Genomic DNA, 17,049 nt, shown 5'->3' on the forward strand with positions numbered 1-17,049 from the left:
GGCTCGGGTTTTTTTATACTCAATACCGACTATAAGATTCTCTTATTTAGTATCAATATAATTAATTGTAGCTCAGATTTTTGACCTGATTTTTTTGTTAATTTAGTGGGACTAACAAAAAAATAAAGATTCATGGCATTTGATATTAAAATGATTAGAGATGTGTATTCTAAATTTCCTGAGCGTGTTGAAGCAGCTCGAAAACTTACTGGTAAGCCTTTAACACTTTCCGAAAAAATATTGTATACACATTTATGGGATAAGATACCTGCGGAAGCCTTTAAAAGAGGACAGGATTATGTGGATTTTGCTCCAGATCGTATCGCATGTCAGGATGCCACTGCTCAAATGGCATTACTGCAATTTATGCAAGCAGGAAAGCAAAAAGTTGCGGTACCAACCACTGTACATTGTGATCATTTAATTCAAGCCAAAGAAGGTGCAGCTAAAGATTTAAAACGCGCCAATGATGTAAGTAGTGAAGTTTTCGATTTCTTAGCTTCAGTATCAAATAAATATGGTATAGGATTTTGGGAGCCAGGAGCTGGAATTATCCATCAAGTCGTATTAGAAAATTATGCATTTCCAGGTGGAATGATGATTGGTACAGACTCGCATACTGTTAATGCAGGTGGACTAGGAATGGTAGCTATTGGTGTTGGTGGAGCAGATGCTGTAGATGTAATGGCTGGAATGCCTTGGGAACTCAAATTTCCAAAATTAATTGGTGTTAGACTTACTGGAAAATTATCAGGTTGGACTGCACCAAAAGATGTAATTCTTAAGGTTGCTGAAATTTTAACGGTAAAAGGTGGAACTGGAGCTATTGTAGAATATTTTGGACCTGGAGCAACTGCAATGTCATGTACAGGTAAAGGTACTATTTGTAATATGGGAGCCGAAATTGGAGCAACGACGTCAACCTTTGGGTATGATGAATCTATGGAACGTTATCTAAGAGTTACAGATAGAGAAGATGTAGCAGATGAAGCCAACAAGATAAAGGAGCATTTAACAGCAGATGCTGAAGTCTATGACAACCCAGAACATTATTTTGATCAGGTTATAGAGATTAACCTTTCTGAGTTAGGGCCTCTATTAAATGGACCTTTTACTCCAGATTTATCTACAACTGCAGGAAAGGAAATGACAGAGAAGGCAAAAGCCAACGATTGGCCATTAAAAGTGGAATGGGGATTAATAGGTTCTTGTACCAATTCGTCATATGAAGATTTATCAAGAGCAGCGTCAATTGCGCAACAAGCTTTAGATAAGAATTTAAAAACTAAAGCAGAATTTGGTATTAATCCAGGATCAGAGCAAGTACGTTATACCGCTGAACGTGATGGAATTTTAGAAGTGTTTGAAAAACTAGATGCTACTATTTTCACAAATGCTTGTGGACCATGTATTGGACAATGGGCAAGATATTCAGATCCTAAAAATGCACCTAAAAATAGTATTGTGCATTCATTCAATAGAAACTTTGCAAAACGTGCAGATGGTAACCCAAATACACATGCTTTTGTAGCTTCGCCAGAATTAGTTGCCGCTGTTGCTATTGCTGGACGTTTGGATTTTAATCCAATGACAGATACTTTAATTAATGAAAATGGAGAAGAAGTAAGGTTAGATGAGCCAACTGGATGGGAGCTACCACCAAAAGGCTTTGATGTTAAAGAAAATGGATATGTAGAACCAGTTGAAGATGGTAGTGGAGTAGAAATCACTGTGAGTCCAACCTCCGAACGTTTAGAATTATTGACACCATTTACACCAATTGGAAATGAAATAAAAGGTGCAAAGCTTTTAATAAAAGCATTTGGAAAATGTACAACAGATCATATTTCAATGGCTGGACCTTGGTTACGCTATAGAGGACATCTTGATAACATTTCTAATAATATGCTTATTGGTGCTGTAAATGCTTATAATAAGCAAACTAATTTTGTAAAGAGCCAATTGACTGGAGAATATGGAGGTGTTCCAGATACAGCAAGAACTTATAAAGCCGAAGGAATTTACACTGTTGTGGTTGGAGACCATAATTATGGAGAAGGTTCTTCTCGTGAACATGCTGCTATGGAGCCTCGTCATTTGGGTGTTGCAGCAGTAATTGTAAAATCGTTTGCACGTATTCATGAAACTAATCTTAAGAAACAAGGGATGTTGGGCTTAACCTTTGTAAATGAAAATGATTATGATTTAATTCAAGAGGATGATACGTTTAACTTTTTGGATTTAGACCAGTTTTCTCCAGGAAAGCCATTAACTATAGAAGTGGTACATGCCGATGGTACAAAGGATAATATCATGGTGAATCATACCTATAATGAAGGGCAGATAGAATGGTTTAATGAAGGTTCTGCATTAAATTTAATAAAGAAGCAAAATGCTTAATTAAAGGAATATATTCAAATTATACTCTAAAGACTCCCTTTTTTTAGGGAGTTTTTTATTAATAATGTAAGCAAGTTTTTTTAGATACGACTGTATTGATAACACAATCGATCTAAAATTACATTATGAAGTCTATTTGGTTTTTTGAAGACGTAAATCTTTTTAAGATATTATGTCCACATAAGTTTAAAGAATATAAATCAAACCACGATTTTGATGCTTATAAAAAGCAAGATTATATCTATTTTGAAGAGGATACTTCAAATAAAATTTACCTTATAGAAAAAGGGAAAGTAAAGATTGGCTATTATAGTGAAGATGGTGAAGAAGTTGTAAAAGCTATATTGTCTAAAGGAGAGTTGTTTGGAGAAAAAGCCATTCTTGGAGAAATTAAGCGAGATGAGTTTGCGCAATCTATAGATAATACTACCTCTATTTGTCCTATTGGGGTTGAAACCATGCATGAATTGATGAGAGATAATCAAACTTTTAGCTTTAGAGTTTATAAATTCATTGGATTTAAACTTCAAAAGCTTGAACGTAGATTAAAACTTTTAATGTTTAAAGATGCCAAGACTAGACTTATAGAGTTTTTAGATGATTTGTGTACAGAATATGGCTATAATTGCGATAAAACAGGTGATCATGTTATAAACCATCCTTATACACAAAAAGATATAGCTTCATTAATTGGTGTGTCAAGGCCAACTTTAAATATTCTTCTTAATGAATTAAAAGAAGATGATATTTTAGATTTTGATAGAAAACAAATAAGAATTTATAAAAAAATCGCATAGAATAAGAATCTGTTTATTATTGTTTATAAATGTAAAACCCAAATACTGTTATTAAGTATTTGGGTTTTTTAATTATTAAAATTGAATTTTTTTATAATAAAAAGGCTTAATGTTAGCTGCCTAACATTTTATCTTCTAGTCATAAGATACTTTTGAAGTATTAAATATTCAAAACAAAAAAGACTATGATTAAAAAAATGTTTTTAGCGGTTTTAGCATTAGGAATGTTAGCCACTTCATGTAGTGATGACGATGATAATAATTCATCTACAACAGATTTAATTTTAAATTTAGATGGGCTTGAAGCTTTAGGTGATGATTTTGTTTACGAAGGTTGGATTATAGTTGATGGGAGTCCAGTGTCTACTGGAACTTTTTCAAGTATAAACTTTCCGCAATCTTTTGAAGTTGATGCAGCTCAGTTAGCAAGTGCTACTAGATTTGTTTTAACAATAGAACCATCAGTAGATCCAGATCCAGCACCTGCGGCTACAAAAATTTTAGTAGGTGATTTTGCAGGAAATACAGCTTCAGTAAATTCAAATGGAATTGTAGCCGATTTTTCTGCAGCCTCAGGAAAATACATTTTAGCAACACCAACAGATATGGATGATACAAATGAAGAAAGTGGTGTGTGGTTTTTAGATAATTCTAGTGGTTCTGCTGTAGCAGGGTTAGATTTACCAACTTTATCAGATGGATGGAAGTATGAAGGATGGGCAGTTATTGATGGAACACCTGTAAGTACTGGAACATTTTTATCAGGTAGTGGAGCAGACGATAATGCTGCTACTTCAGTTTTTAAAGGAGATGCTAACAATGGACCAGCTTATCCAGGAGAAGATTTTCTTCAAAATGCACCAGCAGGTTTAACCTTTCCAACAGATTTAAAAGGCATGACTATTGTAATTTCTGTAGAGCCAAGTCCAGATAATAGTCCAGCACCTTTTACATTAAAGCCTTTAGCTCATATGGTGCCTACTAATGCTTCAAATCATACAACAATAAATATGGGAACAGGACCTGTAGCTTCTATTTCAGGTTCTGTTATAAGATAAAGATTTTAATCTTTGGTTTTTAGATTGATTGATGTTAGGTGCAACACTTTAATTTTTAAGTGTTGCGCCTTTTTTGATATGGAATATTAACTTTGCCTAAAATGTTAGCATGAAAATAAATAAATCACAGCGTAGTAACATTATATTTTTAGTGATTATAGTTTTATTGATTATACCACAAACAAGAAAGCCTATTCAAATTGTATTGCACAAAGGATTAGCATTATTTAGTCCTTCTGTCGAGTCAGTAGAAAATAGGGAAACTATAAAATTTGAAGATTGGAAGCTTCAAGATATCAATGGAAATATTATAAATTTTAAAGATTTAGAAGGGAAAGTTACTTTACTCAATTTTTGGGCAACGTGGTGTCCACCTTGTGTAGCAGAATTACCATATATTAAAGATTTAAATGCAGATTATAAAGATAAAATTGAAATCATCTTAGTTTCTAACGAGAGCGCCAATAAAGTTCAGTCGTTTTTAAAAGCTAAAGGTTTTGAATTAAATAGTTATATGCCATTATCAGAGTATCCTAATGCATTTGATATTTCGTCTATACCTAGAACATTCTTAATAGGGAAAAATGGAGCAATAGCCATCGATAAAACTGGAGCTGCTAATTGGAATAGCGATGCTGTGAGACAGCAAATAGAAGTATTACTTAAGGAATAGTTTTGTTTGAAAAGTTTGTGTTAAGCTAAGATTGGCTAATATTAATGAAAAGGCATAAATGCTATCTTCAATAGGAATAGTAAACATTCTAATTCCTAAATTTTCAGTATTGTCATACCAAACTACTTCATTGAGAATAAAACTACCAGTTAAAACACCATTAACTATAAAGAATGGAATGAGCATTACTAGAAAAGTAAGATAGAATTTTTGTAGCATTTCAAGGTGTTGTTTCATAGCATATAATAATACAGCTATTGCAACAAGCGCATTAATAGATGTATACAGTTTACTTAAACTATAAATGGTAAGTATGGATAAAATGAGTAGAATTATTACAGAAATAAGTTTTGTGATTTTTTTTGAAATCTCCCATTTTGGAAAATAATGTAAAAGGGTATAATGGGTAAATACACAAGCATAAGGAATGCAAATAAAAAATAGCCATTCTTCAATAGGTAAATTAAAAATTTTGACTCCTAAATAATAATCAGGGTTGAATCCCCAAACACCAATTTTTGTAAATATAATATCCCAAATAATAAAGAAGGTAGTGGTTATTGCTATAGCTAGAAATAGGCTTTTCCATTTTTTATATAGTTTTATTTTGGGATGAAAACTATACAAGAAAGGAATTGAAATGGATCCAATATTTAACAGTAAATAAAGGGATTTCATGTATTACTTTTTAAAATATTTAAAAGGAACAATCAACATTCCAAAACATTCACCATCTTTTTTTCCTAAATGTTTATGATGCATTTTGTGAGCTCGTCTAACTCCCTTTGCATACCAATTATTGGCATTTCTAAACATTTTAAATCGTTGGTGTATAAAAATATCATGAACAAGAAAGTAAGTAGCTCCATAAACCATAATACCTAAGCCTATAGGTAATCCATACCATACGTTTTCATAACTCCATAAATAAAAGCAAACAATACTTACAATGGCATAAAAAACAAAGAAAAAATCATTGCGCTCAAACCAACTTTCATGGTCTTTTTTATGATGATCCTTGTGTAAATGCCATAAAAAACCATGCATTATATATTTATGAGTAAACCACGCCATAAATTCCATTGTGCTAAATGTTACAACAAAGACCAATATCCAAACAAAAGTGTTCATATTATAAATTTATAATAAATTCAGTTGAAATTTTACATAACTTCTAGTTAACAGCTCAATTTTTTTATAATTAGGGACTCTAATTCGAGTGCTTTTAATTTCTAATGCTGGTGTTTTTTTGAGTTTTTTTAATAGTTGTCTGTAATATCTATAAGCCATAAAAACACCAAATTTAGCCTCAATAGGTAATTTTTTTATACCGCTAAGTCCTTTTGCAAAATCCGATTCTATATCATCAATAATATGTTGCTTAGAAATTTCATCTAGGTTGTTTAAATCTGTATTAGGAAAATAGGTTCTGTTTAATACGTCATGGTCGGCTTTTAAATCTCTTAAAAAATTCACTTTTTGAAATGCTGAACCTAATGACATTGCTGTATCCATTAATTCAAAATATTTTTTCTCATCACCTTTTACAAATACTTTTAAACACATTAATCCAACAACATCAGCTGATCCATAGATATAAGCTTTATACTCATCATTAGTCATATAAGTTGTTTTATATAAATCCAAGCGCATAGAATTCATAAAGGCATCAACCAATGATTTGTCAATATTATATTTGTGGTAGGTATGTTGAAATGCGTTTAAAATAGGATTTAAGCTTATTTTTTCATTAATAGCCAACTCCAAATCGTATTCAAACTTGTTAAATAATTTAGCTTTATTATAGTCGTGAAATGAATCTACTATTTCGTCAGCAAACCTTACAAATCCATATATATTATATATATCTTGTCTAATACTGTTAGAAAGCATTTTTGTTGCTAATGAGAAAGAAGTGCTATAAGTATTTGTTACTAACTTACTACAATCTTTAGAAACGGAGTCAAATAATGCTTTCATACTAATAAGTGTGTTGTAATTTAATATTAGGAGTAATTTGTGTTATTTTTTTATTCAATTTCTTTAGAATCAATTCAGAACTTAATTTTCCAGAAATGAGAGAAGGAGGTACTCCTGGTCCAGGAACAGTTAATTGACCAGTGAAATAAAGGTTTTTTACTTTTTTGCTTTTAAGTTTAGGTCTTAAAAAAGCCGTTTGTAAAAGAGTATTTGCCATTCCGTAAGCATTCCCTTTATATGAGTTGTAATCTTTAATAAAGTCTTTTACACAATAAGACTCTTTAAACAAAATATTTTTACTTACTGTTTGATTTGTAAGCCTTTCAAAACGTTTAATTATTTTATCAAAGTATTGTTCTCTTAATGCTATTGTGTCTTCAATGCCTGGAGCTAGTGGAATTAAAAAAATACCAGCTTCTTTTCCTTTAGGTGCTACTGATTCATCGGTTATACTTGGGAAACTAGCATAAAATAATGGATTTTCTGGCCATTTAGGATTATCATAGATAGCTTCAGCATGTAAATCAAAATCAACATCAAAAAACAATGTATGGTGATTTACATTTTTGAGTTTTTTGTTAAAACCTACGTAAAAAAGTAGAGAAGAAGGAGCAAACGTTTTATTACTCCAATATTTTTCTGAATATTGTCTGTTTTTTTCTTCTAATAAGGTTTCTGTATGATGATAATCAGCTCCACTTAATACAATATCACAATAATAATTTTTTGAGTTTGATGTTATGCCTATAGCCGAAGCATCTTTAGTAATAATAGCTTCAACAGGAGAGTTGGTTTTTATTTTAACACCTAGTTCTGTTGCTAGCTTTTCCATAGCTAAAATAACTTGATGCATACCTTTTTTAGGATGGTATGTACCTAAGCCAAAATCGGCATAATTCATAAAATTATAGAATGATGGAGTGTCACTAGGTTTAGCACCAAGAAAGAGTACAGGAAATTCAAGGATTTGTGCTAAACGGTTATTTTTAAATTCTTTTCGTACGTCTTTCTTTACTGTGCTAAAAAACTGATTTAATTTTTTTATTGTTTTTGTTGTAACTAGTTCTAAAGGAGAAACTCCAGGTTTATAAACTAAGTCTTTTATGGCAATGTCATAATTGCTTTTAGCTTGATTTATAAACCTTTTTAATTTAATAGAGCTTCCTTTTTCTTCTTTTTCAAATGCGTTATATATTTTCTGAAGTGTATCTTCAATAGTTATATAATCTTCTTTTTCAAAATAAACACTGTAAGCTGGATTTAGTTTTTCTAGTGTATAGTAATCCGAAGGTTTTTTATTAAAATCGTTAAAAAAACGTTCAAAAACATCTGGCATCCAATACCAAGTTGGACCAATATCGAAAGTAAACCCTTCTTTTTTTAGTTGTCTTGCTCGACCACCAATAGTCGAATTTTTTTCGAAAATAGTAACCTCGTTTCCTGCCTTTGCTAAGTAACATGCAGCAGAAAGAGAAGAAAAACCAGAGCCAATTATGTGTATTTTGCTGTTCATTTGTCTAACAAATATATAAAAAAGTTAAACAAAATAAAATAAATTGACTTTTTTTAGAAGTTTTTAACTAATTCCTTAATTGATGTAAATGCAAAAATTTGATTTGGTAAGTTGTTTAGTTCTATATTATTAAGTTGATTTCCTAACACCATAAATCTATTGTCTGTTTCAGTTATGATGTTTTCGTGTAATGTATTTATATAGCTTAATAATTCATCGGTTTCAGGCTTTACAGTAAAGTATGATACAAATGATATTTTATCAAAAAACTTAAGTAAGTCTTTTAAGCTTTCAATAGGTATGCTTTCACCTAGAAATATAGTGTGGTAACCTCTGCTTAATAATTCATAGTTAATAAATAGTAAGCCAATATCATGAATCTCGTTATCTGGAAGAAATAGAACAAAAGTTTCTTTGTCAGGATGAGGCTCTAAACTTTGAAGTTTTTCAATGTTTAAAAGTATTTTTTGTTTAAAGTGAATAGATAAAAAATGTTCATGAGCAGGAGATATTGTGTTTGTTTGCCATAACAATCCTAAATCATTTAAGACAGGAATAAAGATATCGTAAAATATATCTCTAAATGTTTTTTCTTCAAGTAAGCTATTGTAAGTGTTATAAAATAATGCTTGATCAAAATTAAGCATTGATAGTTTAAAAGCATTAATAGCATGATGTTCAATCTTTCCTCTTGAGGCAATTTCTCTAACAGCAATAGGTATCTCTTCTTCTTCAAGTTTAGCTATTTTAGAAATTTTTAAACCATTGTTATTTAAATAGCTTATGTTTAATAACTTTTGCAGGCTGCTTAAACTATAATATCTAATATTAGTATCAGTTCTTTTTGGTTGAAGTAAATTATATCTCTTTTCCCAAATTCTTATGGTATGTGCTTTAATTCCTGATAGATTTTCTAAATCTTTAATACTAAAATCTGTTTTAATATTGTTCATTTTTAACAAGGTTTTGTTAAACAAAATTAGTAATAAAATATTAGTTTAGAAATATTTGAAGTTAAAATATGTATAAAGTGATTATGAAAAGACTCAAATTTTCATTAAATAATAAAGATTAACCTTTCATGATAACTTGTTTATCTATTGTGTAATAATTAAATAAAAAAGTTTTAAAATAAAAAAAAGGTTAAGCTTTTGCTTAACCTTTTTAAGTGACCAGTCTGGGGCTCGAACCCAGGACCCTCTCCTTAAAAGGGAGATGCTCTACCAACTGAGCTAACTGGTCTAAAACTCTGTGCGCACGAGAAGACTCGAACTTCCACGACCTAATGGCCACTAACCCCTCAAGCTAGCGCGTCTACCAATTCCGCCACGTGCGCAATTAAGGGATTGTAAAAATAAAAAAAAGTTAAGCGAATGCTTAACTTTTTTGTGACCAGTCTGGGGCTCGAACCCAGGACCCTCTCCTTAAAAGGGAGATGCTCTACCAACTGAGCTAACTGGTCAATCATTTCCTGATTGCGGGTGCAAATATAGAACGTTTTATTAATATTACAATGCTTTTTTTAGATATTTTTTTGTTTTTTTTTACTTGCAATATCTATAGCTTTGTAAATTAAATATATAACTAAAAATGATTATTGTTTTATTAGGCTATATGGCTTCAGGAAAGTCAACAATTGGTAAAAAGTTGGCTAATATTTTAGATTATAGTTTTCAAGATTTAGATGATTTTATAGAGAAAAGTGAAAATTTAACCGTTAAAGATATTTTTAGTTCCAAAGGAGAGATTTATTTTAGGAAACTAGAATCTCAAGCGCTTGAAACTCTTTTAAAAAATAATGAAAGTTTAGTTTTAGCTTTAGGAGGAGGTACACCTTGTTATGGAAATAACTTAGAATTATTAAAAAGAGATAATGTGGTATCTGTTTACTTAAAGTCATCTATACCAACTATTGTTTCTAGAATAGAAAATGAAGTAAGCAAAAGGCCCTTAGTAGCTCATTTAGATAATCAGGATGATTTAGTTGAGTTTATAGGAAAGCATCTATTTGAGCGTTCACAATATTATAATAAAGCAGATTTTATTGTTTCTACTGATGATAAATCACAAAAAGAAATAAGTGAAGCAATTATTTCTGAGTTATTCTAAAACAGCTTTAAAGTCATTCCCTTCTAATATTACATTAACATGTTCGTGTAAGGATGTTGATAATGAAATACCTTTAAAGTCAGCTTTAACAGGGTATTTTTTATGATTTCTATTTACAAGTACTGCAGTTTTAAATTGTTTTAACGGAACATCTAAAAAATGTTTTACTCCATAAACCAATGTAGTACCAGAGTTTAAAACATCATCTATTAGTACAACGGATTTATTAGTGTAATCCTTTGCAGGAATAGAAGTTTTTATTTCTTCTCTTGGATTTTTTTTATCTATAATAACTTTACATAACACAAGATTAATATCTGAAATCTTGCTTAAAACTGTTTTTAACTTTTTAGCAAGTATATAACCATTACTTTCAATGCCAGCTAAAATAATTTCAGTTTCATCTACATTGTTTTCGTAAATTTGATATGCTATACGTTTTATCTTATGTTTTATTTCTTGGTGAGATAAAATACTATTTTCTTGTAAAGTCATTAGTTATGATAATTTTTTTCAAAGATAAAAAAGAGTTCTTTATCTTCTCTTGGTTTTATTGAATTATAAGACCTCTCCAATGTATTAATTTTAAAGTATGGCGCGAATCTTTTTAAGTAATCATCTTTAGAACCACCAAATGGAGGTCCTTTGGTATCTAAAGGAAAATCAAATAATAAGCCTATAAGTTTTCCCTTTTGATCAATTATTTCAGACATTTTTGTAACATAATCTTCTCTCATCGATGGATTTAATGCACAAAAAAATGTTTGTTCTATTATAAGGTCAAACTTATCATTAACTTGAAAAAAATCTTGAAGTAATAATTGGTTATCCGGGAAGTCTGGGATACGATTTTTTAAATTTAATAATGGTTGTTCAGCTATATCTAAAACAAATAGATTTTTAAACCCTTTTTTCCACAAGTACTCTGCTTCATACGAGTTTCCTGCTCCAGGAATTAATATTTTTAATTCTTTACTATGTAATTGATCTATATATTCTTTAATAGGAGTAGATATATATCCAATATTCCAACCAGTATCATTAGTTTTATATAACTCCTCCCAAAATGCTTTATCAAATTTATTCATTTGTATTTGTATCATCTAAATAGTCATCAATATCTCTACGATCTTTTTTTGTAGGTCTACCTTCACCTTTTTTACGGTAATAATCTTTAGAGTATTTTAAGAGTTCTTGAGCTTCAAATTCTTCTTTTGGAGTGGTGTCTGTTCTATAAATATCAATTAATTTAGCACCAACTCGATTAGGAGGGATATCATTTACAGTAAGTTGATAGTTTACTTGATTTTTTCTAACAGTTATTTGATCACTAGGATAGATTTCTCTGCTAGGTTTAACAATACTGTTATTAACTTTTACATGACCTTTCTTACAAGCAGTAGTTGCAATGTTTCTAGTCTTGAAATACCTAACACACCAAAGATATTTGTCTATTCGCATAAAATGTATAAAACTACGTTAATGTTATTGCACAAAAATATTATAAAATTGTATCTTGCACCTTCAAAAATAAGCAATATGAAATTTAAATTTTACCTACTAACATTTTTTGTTTTTACATTAACTTTTGTCGCTTGTAATAAAGATGATGGCGGAGGTGTTCCTCCAATTGTTGAAGAGGACAGAGATGAACAACAAGTTATCGATGATGCATTGTTAGTTGAGTATTTGGAAACGCATTATTATAATTCTAGTATGTTTGTTTCTAACATGAATCCAAAAATTGCTGATTTAATTATTTCTGATTTACCTGAAGATGGTGTTTTACCTGACCCAGATAATAATACATTATTGATAGATGCTATTGAAACCCATAATACAGTTTATAAAGAAACTAATTATAAATATTATGTATTAAGATTGAATCAAGGAATAGGAATTGAAAGCCCTAATTTTACAGATAATGTACGTATAAATTATAGTGGTAATTTTTTAGATGAAGAGATTTTTGATAGTACATCTAATCCAACACAACTTGATTTGTCATCTTTGGTAGCTGGATGGCAAAGAGTGTTGCCTCAGTTTAATACGGCTGAAAGTTTTGTAATTAATGGAGATGGAACAGTAGAATATACTAGTCATGGCGTAGGAGTGATGTTTTTACCTTCAGGATTGGGGTATTATGCAGGTGCAGTTTTTGGTGTTCCAGCTTATTCAAACTTAATTTTTAAGTTTGAATTATATCAAACAGAACAAAATGACCACGATGCTGATGGTATTCCGTCTTATTTAGAAGATATTGATGGAGATTTAGATATTTACAGTGATAATACTGATGATGATCAATTCTCAAATTTCATTGATGTAGATGATGATGGAGATGGTACTATTACAAAAGATGAAATAATTGAAACTATATATAATGAAACTACTAGGCAAGCAATTCTAGACTTAGTCTTAGCTTCAAACGAAGTGTTAATTAAAATAGTTGAAGTAGAAGATGAAGAAGGTATGATATCTTATGATGGTTATACAGTTACTTTTCCAGATACAAATGGTAATGGTATTCCAAATTACTTAGATGAAGATGAATCAGAATCTTTTGATGAATAAATAATCTATTTATAAATGTAGAATATAAAAGCCTCTCAATTTTGAGAGGCTTTTTTGTTTAAGTTTTTATAAGGCTACTGATAAACTAAGTATTAATTGATCTGGTCTAGTGTCTAACCTACTACTGCCTATATCATTATTACTTAAAAATTCTGCTTCATTATCATTAAAGCCTCTTTCGTATCTCAAGTCTATAGAAAACTTATTAAAGTTTACTGCAGCTCCAAAATTTAAGCCTACAGAAAAATCATTTTCAATATTGTTAATAGAAATATTATCAAATTCAGAATCTAATATATATTGAAAAGATGGACCTGCAAATATACTAACTGGTCCTAAAACTTTTAATCCCACTAGCATTGGAGCATCAATTTTTTTCATATTAAAATCACCACTATCATATTCACTTTTAGTGGCTGTATACATAAGTTCAGGTCTAAAGTATAGTTTATCACCAAGTTTTCCAAATACACCAATATGATAGCCTATATTTCTATCAGGATGTTCAGCGTTAGAGCTGATAGATTCTAAGTAGTCACCATTAGAATTATAGTTTAAACCACCTTTTATACCATATGAAGTTCCTTTTTGAGCAAAAGTAAAAGTACAAGTTGAGGCTAGTAAAATTAGAAAAGCTACTTTTTTTAAATTTTTCATAATATTCGTTTTTAGATTTGAATGTTCATATATCAAAAACGCTGCCAAACGATTATTATTTTCATTTTCAGCTTGTTATTAATAAAAAAAGGTTCCTTTAATTATTAAAGGAACCTTTATAAAATAAATATAAAATATTATTATTTTCTAGCCATTACAGCTTTTGCTTTAGCAATAATAGCATTACTGTCTAAACCATATTTTGCCATTAGTTGTGCTGGTGTTCCAGATTCACCAAAAGTATCATTAGTAGCTACAAATTCTTGAGGTGTAGGGTTGTTTAAAGCTAGTACTCTAGAAACACTCTCTCCAAGACCACCTAAAAAGTTATGCTCTTCACAAGTAACTATACAGCCAGTTTTAGCAACCGATTTTAATATTGCTTCATCATCTAAAGGTTTAATAGTATGAATATTAATAACATCTGCACTAATTCCTTCTTCATGAAGTACTTTTGCTGCTTCTAAGGCTTCCCAAACTAAGTGTCCTGTAGCGACAATTGTAACATCATTACCTTCTTGTAATTGAATAGCTTTACCTATTTCAAAAGTTTGATCCTCAGGAGTAAATACTGGTACTTTTGGTCTGCCAAAACGTAAGTATACTGGACCTTCATAATCTGCAATTGCAATTGTAGCAGCCTTAGTTTGGTTATAATCACAAGGGTTAATTACAACCATTCCTGGTAACATTTTCATTAATCCAATATCTTCAAGAATTTGATGTGTAGCACCATCTTCTCCAAGTGTTAATCCTGCGTGTGAAGCACAAATTTTCACATTCTTATCAGAGTATGCAATAGATTGACGAATCTGATCGTAAACACGTCCTGTAGAAAAGTTTGCAAAAGTTCCAGTGAAAGGAATTTTACCTCCAATAGTTAATCCTGCTGCCATTCCCATCATATTTGCTTCAGCAATTCCTACTTGATAAAAACGTTCTGGATTTTCTTCAATAAATTTATCCATTTTAAGAGAACCTATTAAGTCTGCACATAGTGCAACTACATTAGGGTTAGTTCTTCCTAATTCGGCTAATCCAGCGCCAAAACCACTTCTTGTATCTTTTTGCTCTGTATATGTATATGTTTTCATTTGTTGTTTTATTGTTGAATTAGTAATCTCCTAAAGTTTCAGGGTTTTGATTTAAGGCACTTTCTAGTTGTTCATCATTTGGTGCTTTACCATGCCATGCATGAGTATGCATCATAAAATCAACACCATTACCCATCATTGTTGTTAATAGAACACAAACTGGTTTTCCTTGTCCAGTTTTAGATTTAGCTTCAGCCATTCCTTTTAAGATGGCATCTATATTATTTCCTTCTTCTATTTCAACAACTATCCAATCAAAAGCTTCAAATTTAGCTTTTACATCTCCCATGTTTAAAACATCGTCTGTAGAACCATCAATTTGTTTACCATTCAAATCTACAGTAGCTATAATGTTATCTACATTTTTTGCTGATGCATACATAATAGCTTCCCAGTTTTGACCTTCTTGTAGCTCACCATCTCCATGTAAACTATAAATTAAATGGTTGTCCTTGTTTAATTTTTTAGCTTCAGCTGCTCCTAATGCTACAGATAATCCTTGACCTAATGACCCTGAAGCCATTCTAATTCCAGGTAAACCTTCATGCGTAGTTGGATGCCCTTGTAATCTTGAGTCTAATAATCTAAAAGTGTTTAACTCATCTACAGAGAAGTATCCTGCTCTAGCTAAAACACTATAAAATACAGGAGAAATATGACCATTAGACAAAAAGAAAATATCCTCGCCAATACCATCCATATCGAAACCTTCTTTTCTATCCATGATTTCGTTATACAGTGCTACTAAAAATTCGGTACATCCTAAAGAACCTCCTGGATGCCCAGAATTTACTTTATGTACCATTCGTAAAATATCTCTACGAACTTGTGTTGTTAAGTCTTCTAATTGTTGTGTGTTTGACATGCTTATGCTAGTTAGAATTTTAAGGTGCAAAAATAGTGTATTATGTGTCTCAACAAAAGAAAATAAAAGCTAATTTAAGTAAACGTTTTAGTATTGTTGATAAGGTATAGGTATTGTTAATAAGTTAATTTAAATGTAATTGTACTAAATACAAGTTTGAGTTAATTATCTTTGCCGACTGATTACTTTTTTATATGAAATTTGAATTAAAAGCACAAGATTCTCAAAGTAAAGCGAGAGCGGGAAAAATAACAACTGATCATGGCGTTATAGAAACTCCTATTTTTATGCCTGTAGGTACAGTAGCATCTGTAAAAGGTGTTCACCAACGTGAATTAAAAGATGATATTAATCCAGATATTATTTTAGGAAACACTTATCATTTATACTTACGTCCGCAAACTGATATATTAGAAAAAGCAGGTGGTTTACATAAGTTTATGAATTGGGATAGAAATATCTTAACCGATTCTGGAGGTTATCAAGTATATTCATTATCTGCTAATAGAAAAATAAAAGAAGAAGGTGTAAAATTTAAAAGTCATATAGATGGTAGCTATCATACGTTTACTCCAGAAAATGTAATGGAGATTCAACGTAGTATTGGAGCAGATATTATTATGGCCTTTGATGAATGTACACCTTATCCTTGTGATTATAATTATGCAAAACGTTCTATGCATATGACACATCGTTGGTTGGATAGATGTATTAATCATTTAGACAAAACACCTCTGAAGTATGATTATAATCAAGCATTTTTTCCAATTGTTCAAGGTAGCACTTACAAAGATTTACGTAGGCAATCAGCTGAGTATATAGCAAATGCTGGAGCATTAGGAAATGCTATTGGAGGTTTGTCTGTTGGAGAACCAGCAGAGGAAATGTACGCAATGACTGAGGTTGTGACAGAAATTTTACCTGAAGATAAACCACGATATTTAATGGGAGTAGGAACTCCAATCAATATTCTTGAAAATATTGCGTTAGGTATAGATATGTTTGATTGTGTGATGCCAACTCGTAATGCAAGAAATGGAATGCTATTTACTGCTCATGGTACTATAAATATTAAAAATAAGAAGTGGGAAGATGACTTTTCACCAATTGATGAAATGGGAATCACTTTTGTAGATACAGAGTATAGTAAAGCTTATTTAAGACATTTGTTTAGTGTTAATGAATTATTAGGAAAGCAAATAGCTACAATTCATAATCTAGGTTTTTATTTATGGTTGGTTAGAGAAGCAAGAAAACATATATTAGCAGGAGATTTTAGAGAATGGAAAGATAAAATGGTAAAACAAATGGATAAGCGTTTATAGTTAG

Annotated in this window: 18 protein-coding genes and 3 tRNA genes; 7 read left to right on the forward strand and 14 right to left on the reverse strand. The window is 30.7% G+C overall.

The genetic code is table 11. The annotated features are described in order from the left end of the window. The first annotated feature begins 132 nt into the window (after window positions 1–132). The 4 genes from ACLII3_RS12265 to ACLII3_RS12280 all read left to right on the forward strand — a co-directional run bounded on the left by ACLII3_RS12265 (window position 133) and on the right by ACLII3_RS12280 (window position 4,928). Window positions 133–2,400: an aconitate hydratase gene (locus ACLII3_RS12265; protein ID WP_412984528.1), complete on the forward strand. Its 2,268-nt coding sequence runs from the start codon at window positions 133–135 to the stop codon at window positions 2,398–2,400. 125 nt (window positions 2,401–2,525) lie between these two features. Continuing rightward, window positions 2,526–3,197 carry a Crp/Fnr family transcriptional regulator gene (locus ACLII3_RS12270; protein WP_412984529.1) on the forward strand — a complete coding sequence of 224 codons (672 nt, stop codon included), beginning with the start codon at window positions 2,526–2,528 and terminating at the stop codon, window positions 3,195–3,197. Window positions 3,198–3,382: 185 nt separating this feature from the next. Next, window positions 3,383–4,255, forward strand: a complete 873-nt coding sequence (locus tag ACLII3_RS12275) for an anti-sigma factor (protein WP_412984530.1) — start codon at window positions 3,383–3,385, stop codon at window positions 4,253–4,255. A gap of 109 nt (window positions 4,256–4,364) precedes the next feature. Then, a complete protein-coding gene (locus tag ACLII3_RS12280) occupies window positions 4,365–4,928 on the forward strand; it encodes a TlpA family protein disulfide reductase (protein ID WP_412984531.1) in 564 nt (187 codons plus the stop codon). On the opposite strand, the gene ACLII3_RS12285 is transcribed toward ACLII3_RS12280, so the two are convergent. The 8 genes from ACLII3_RS12285 to ACLII3_RS12320 all read right to left on the reverse strand — a co-directional run bounded on the left by ACLII3_RS12285 (window position 4,914) and on the right by ACLII3_RS12320 (window position 9,883). Beyond that, on the reverse strand, window positions 4,914–5,606 hold the full coding sequence (locus ACLII3_RS12285; protein WP_412984532.1) for a lycopene cyclase domain-containing protein: 693 nt from the start codon (window positions 5,604–5,606) through the stop codon (window positions 4,914–4,916). The two genes, ACLII3_RS12280 and ACLII3_RS12285, sit on opposite strands and share 15 nt — an antisense overlap. Window positions 5,607–5,609: 3 nt before the next feature. After that, window positions 5,610–6,059, reverse strand: coding sequence for a beta-carotene hydroxylase (locus ACLII3_RS12290; RefSeq protein WP_412984533.1), 450 nt, complete (start codon window positions 6,057–6,059; stop codon window positions 5,610–5,612). Between the two features lie 9 nt (window positions 6,060–6,068). Next, window positions 6,069–6,908: a phytoene/squalene synthase family protein gene (locus ACLII3_RS12295; protein ID WP_412984534.1), complete on the reverse strand. Its 840-nt coding sequence runs from the start codon at window positions 6,906–6,908 to the stop codon at window positions 6,069–6,071. Window position 6,909: 1 nt separating this feature from the next. Beyond that, window positions 6,910–8,421, reverse strand: a complete 1,512-nt coding sequence (locus tag ACLII3_RS12300) for a phytoene desaturase family protein (protein ID WP_412984535.1) — start codon at window positions 8,419–8,421, stop codon at window positions 6,910–6,912. A gap of 53 nt (window positions 8,422–8,474) precedes the next feature. Then, window positions 8,475–9,374, reverse strand: a complete 900-nt coding sequence (locus tag ACLII3_RS12305) for a MerR family transcriptional regulator (RefSeq protein ID WP_412984536.1) — start codon at window positions 9,372–9,374, stop codon at window positions 8,475–8,477. A 216-nt stretch (window positions 9,375–9,590) separates the two neighbouring features. Next, a tRNA-Lys gene (locus tag ACLII3_RS12310) sits at window positions 9,591–9,663 on the reverse strand. A 10-nt stretch (window positions 9,664–9,673) separates the two neighbouring features. Then, window positions 9,674–9,757, reverse strand: a tRNA-Leu gene (locus tag ACLII3_RS12315). 53 nt (window positions 9,758–9,810) lie between these two features. Then, window positions 9,811–9,883 (reverse strand) — tRNA-Lys (locus tag ACLII3_RS12320). 128 nt (window positions 9,884–10,011) lie between these two features. Here ACLII3_RS12320 and ACLII3_RS12325 point away from each other — a divergent pair. Continuing rightward, window positions 10,012–10,530 carry a shikimate kinase gene (locus ACLII3_RS12325; RefSeq protein WP_412984537.1) on the forward strand — a complete coding sequence of 173 codons (519 nt, stop codon included), beginning with the start codon at window positions 10,012–10,014 and terminating at the stop codon, window positions 10,528–10,530. Here the strand turns inward: ACLII3_RS12325 and ACLII3_RS12330 are convergent. From ACLII3_RS12330 to ACLII3_RS12340, 3 genes are read right to left on the reverse strand one after another with little or no spacing between them, the layout of a single operon-like run. Beyond that, window positions 10,522–11,025 carry a phosphoribosyltransferase family protein gene (locus ACLII3_RS12330; RefSeq protein WP_412984538.1) on the reverse strand — a complete coding sequence of 168 codons (504 nt, stop codon included), beginning with the start codon at window positions 11,023–11,025 and terminating at the stop codon, window positions 10,522–10,524. The genes ACLII3_RS12325 and ACLII3_RS12330 overlap by 9 nt on opposite strands. Beyond that, on the reverse strand, window positions 11,025–11,618 hold the full coding sequence (locus ACLII3_RS12335; RefSeq protein ID WP_412984539.1) for an SAM-dependent methyltransferase: 594 nt from the start codon (window positions 11,616–11,618) through the stop codon (window positions 11,025–11,027). Before ACLII3_RS12335 ends, ACLII3_RS12330 begins: the two co-directional genes overlap by 1 nt. Further along, the gene (locus ACLII3_RS12340; protein ID WP_412984540.1) at window positions 11,611–11,991 is read right to left on the reverse strand and encodes an RNA-binding S4 domain-containing protein; all 381 of its coding nucleotides are present in this window, start codon (window positions 11,989–11,991) and stop codon (window positions 11,611–11,613) included. Before ACLII3_RS12340 ends, ACLII3_RS12335 begins: the two co-directional genes overlap by 8 nt. A gap of 78 nt (window positions 11,992–12,069) precedes the next feature. Here ACLII3_RS12340 and ACLII3_RS12345 point away from each other — a divergent pair, with 78 nt between their 5' ends. Beyond that, window positions 12,070–13,104: an FKBP-type peptidyl-prolyl cis-trans isomerase gene (locus tag ACLII3_RS12345; RefSeq protein WP_412984541.1), complete on the forward strand. Its 1,035-nt coding sequence runs from the start codon at window positions 12,070–12,072 to the stop codon at window positions 13,102–13,104. 66 nt (window positions 13,105–13,170) lie between these two features. Here ACLII3_RS12345 and ACLII3_RS12350 read toward each other — a convergent pair whose 3' ends face one another. The 3 genes from ACLII3_RS12350 to ACLII3_RS12360 form a co-directional block, all read right to left on the reverse strand. Further along, on the reverse strand, window positions 13,171–13,761 hold the full coding sequence (locus tag ACLII3_RS12350; protein ID WP_412984542.1) for a porin family protein: 591 nt from the start codon (window positions 13,759–13,761) through the stop codon (window positions 13,171–13,173). A gap of 140 nt (window positions 13,762–13,901) precedes the next feature. Further along, on the reverse strand, window positions 13,902–14,855 hold the full coding sequence (locus tag ACLII3_RS12355) for a transketolase family protein (protein WP_412984543.1): 954 nt from the start codon (window positions 14,853–14,855) through the stop codon (window positions 13,902–13,904). Window positions 14,856–14,874: 19 nt separating this feature from the next. Continuing rightward, window positions 14,875–15,720, reverse strand: a complete 846-nt coding sequence (locus ACLII3_RS12360) for a transketolase (protein ID WP_412984544.1) — start codon at window positions 15,718–15,720, stop codon at window positions 14,875–14,877. 194 nt (window positions 15,721–15,914) lie between these two features. Here ACLII3_RS12360 and tgt point away from each other — a divergent pair, with 194 nt between their 5' ends. Further along, window positions 15,915–17,045 carry a tRNA guanosine(34) transglycosylase Tgt gene (gene tgt / locus ACLII3_RS12365; RefSeq protein ID WP_412984545.1) on the forward strand — a complete coding sequence of 377 codons (1,131 nt, stop codon included), beginning with the start codon at window positions 15,915–15,917 and terminating at the stop codon, window positions 17,043–17,045. Window positions 17,046–17,049 lie beyond the last annotated feature (4 nt).

The sequence above is a fragment of the Pontimicrobium sp. IMCC45349 genome (assembly GCF_047219225.1).
In the GTDB taxonomy this organism is placed as follows: Bacteria; Bacteroidota; Bacteroidia; order Flavobacteriales; family Flavobacteriaceae; genus IMCC45349.

Bases quoted from the DNA above. Each gene is read 5' to 3' on its own strand.
- ACLII3_RS12360 (WP_412984544.1), bottom strand. From the start codon at position 15,720: ATGTCAAACACACAACAATTAGAAGACTTAACAACACAAGTTCGTAGA.
- ACLII3_RS12265 (WP_412984528.1), top strand. From the start codon at position 133: ATGGCATTTGATATTAAAATGATTAGAGATGTGTATTCTAAATTTCCT.
- ACLII3_RS12330 (WP_412984538.1), bottom strand. From the start codon at position 11,025: ATGACTTTACAAGAAAATAGTATTTTATCTCACCAAGAAATAAAACAT.
- ACLII3_RS12285 (WP_412984532.1), bottom strand. From the start codon at position 5,606: ATGAAATCCCTTTATTTACTGTTAAATATTGGATCCATTTCAATTCCT.
- ACLII3_RS12340 (WP_412984540.1), bottom strand. From the start codon at position 11,991: ATGCGAATAGACAAATATCTTTGGTGTGTTAGGTATTTCAAGACTAGA.
- ACLII3_RS12280 (WP_412984531.1), top strand. From the start codon at position 4,365: ATGAAAATAAATAAATCACAGCGTAGTAACATTATATTTTTAGTGATT.
- ACLII3_RS12350 (WP_412984542.1), bottom strand. From the start codon at position 13,761: ATGAAAAATTTAAAAAAAGTAGCTTTTCTAATTTTACTAGCCTCAACT.
- ACLII3_RS12335 (WP_412984539.1), bottom strand. From the start codon at position 11,618: ATGAATAAATTTGATAAAGCATTTTGGGAGGAGTTATATAAAACTAAT.
- ACLII3_RS12270 (WP_412984529.1), top strand. From the start codon at position 2,526: ATGAAGTCTATTTGGTTTTTTGAAGACGTAAATCTTTTTAAGATATTA.
- ACLII3_RS12345 (WP_412984541.1), top strand. From the start codon at position 12,070: ATGAAATTTAAATTTTACCTACTAACATTTTTTGTTTTTACATTAACT.
- ACLII3_RS12275 (WP_412984530.1), top strand. From the start codon at position 3,383: ATGATTAAAAAAATGTTTTTAGCGGTTTTAGCATTAGGAATGTTAGCC.
- ACLII3_RS12290 (WP_412984533.1), bottom strand. From the start codon at position 6,059: ATGAACACTTTTGTTTGGATATTGGTCTTTGTTGTAACATTTAGCACA.
- ACLII3_RS12325 (WP_412984537.1), top strand. From the start codon at position 10,012: ATGATTATTGTTTTATTAGGCTATATGGCTTCAGGAAAGTCAACAATT.
- ACLII3_RS12305 (WP_412984536.1), bottom strand. From the start codon at position 9,374: ATGAACAATATTAAAACAGATTTTAGTATTAAAGATTTAGAAAATCTA.
- ACLII3_RS12300 (WP_412984535.1), bottom strand. From the start codon at position 8,421: ATGAACAGCAAAATACACATAATTGGCTCTGGTTTTTCTTCTCTTTCT.
- ACLII3_RS12295 (WP_412984534.1), bottom strand. From the start codon at position 6,908: ATGAAAGCATTATTTGACTCCGTTTCTAAAGATTGTAGTAAGTTAGTA.
- tgt (WP_412984545.1), top strand. From the start codon at position 15,915: ATGAAATTTGAATTAAAAGCACAAGATTCTCAAAGTAAAGCGAGAGCG.
- ACLII3_RS12355 (WP_412984543.1), bottom strand. From the start codon at position 14,855: ATGAAAACATATACATATACAGAGCAAAAAGATACAAGAAGTGGTTTT.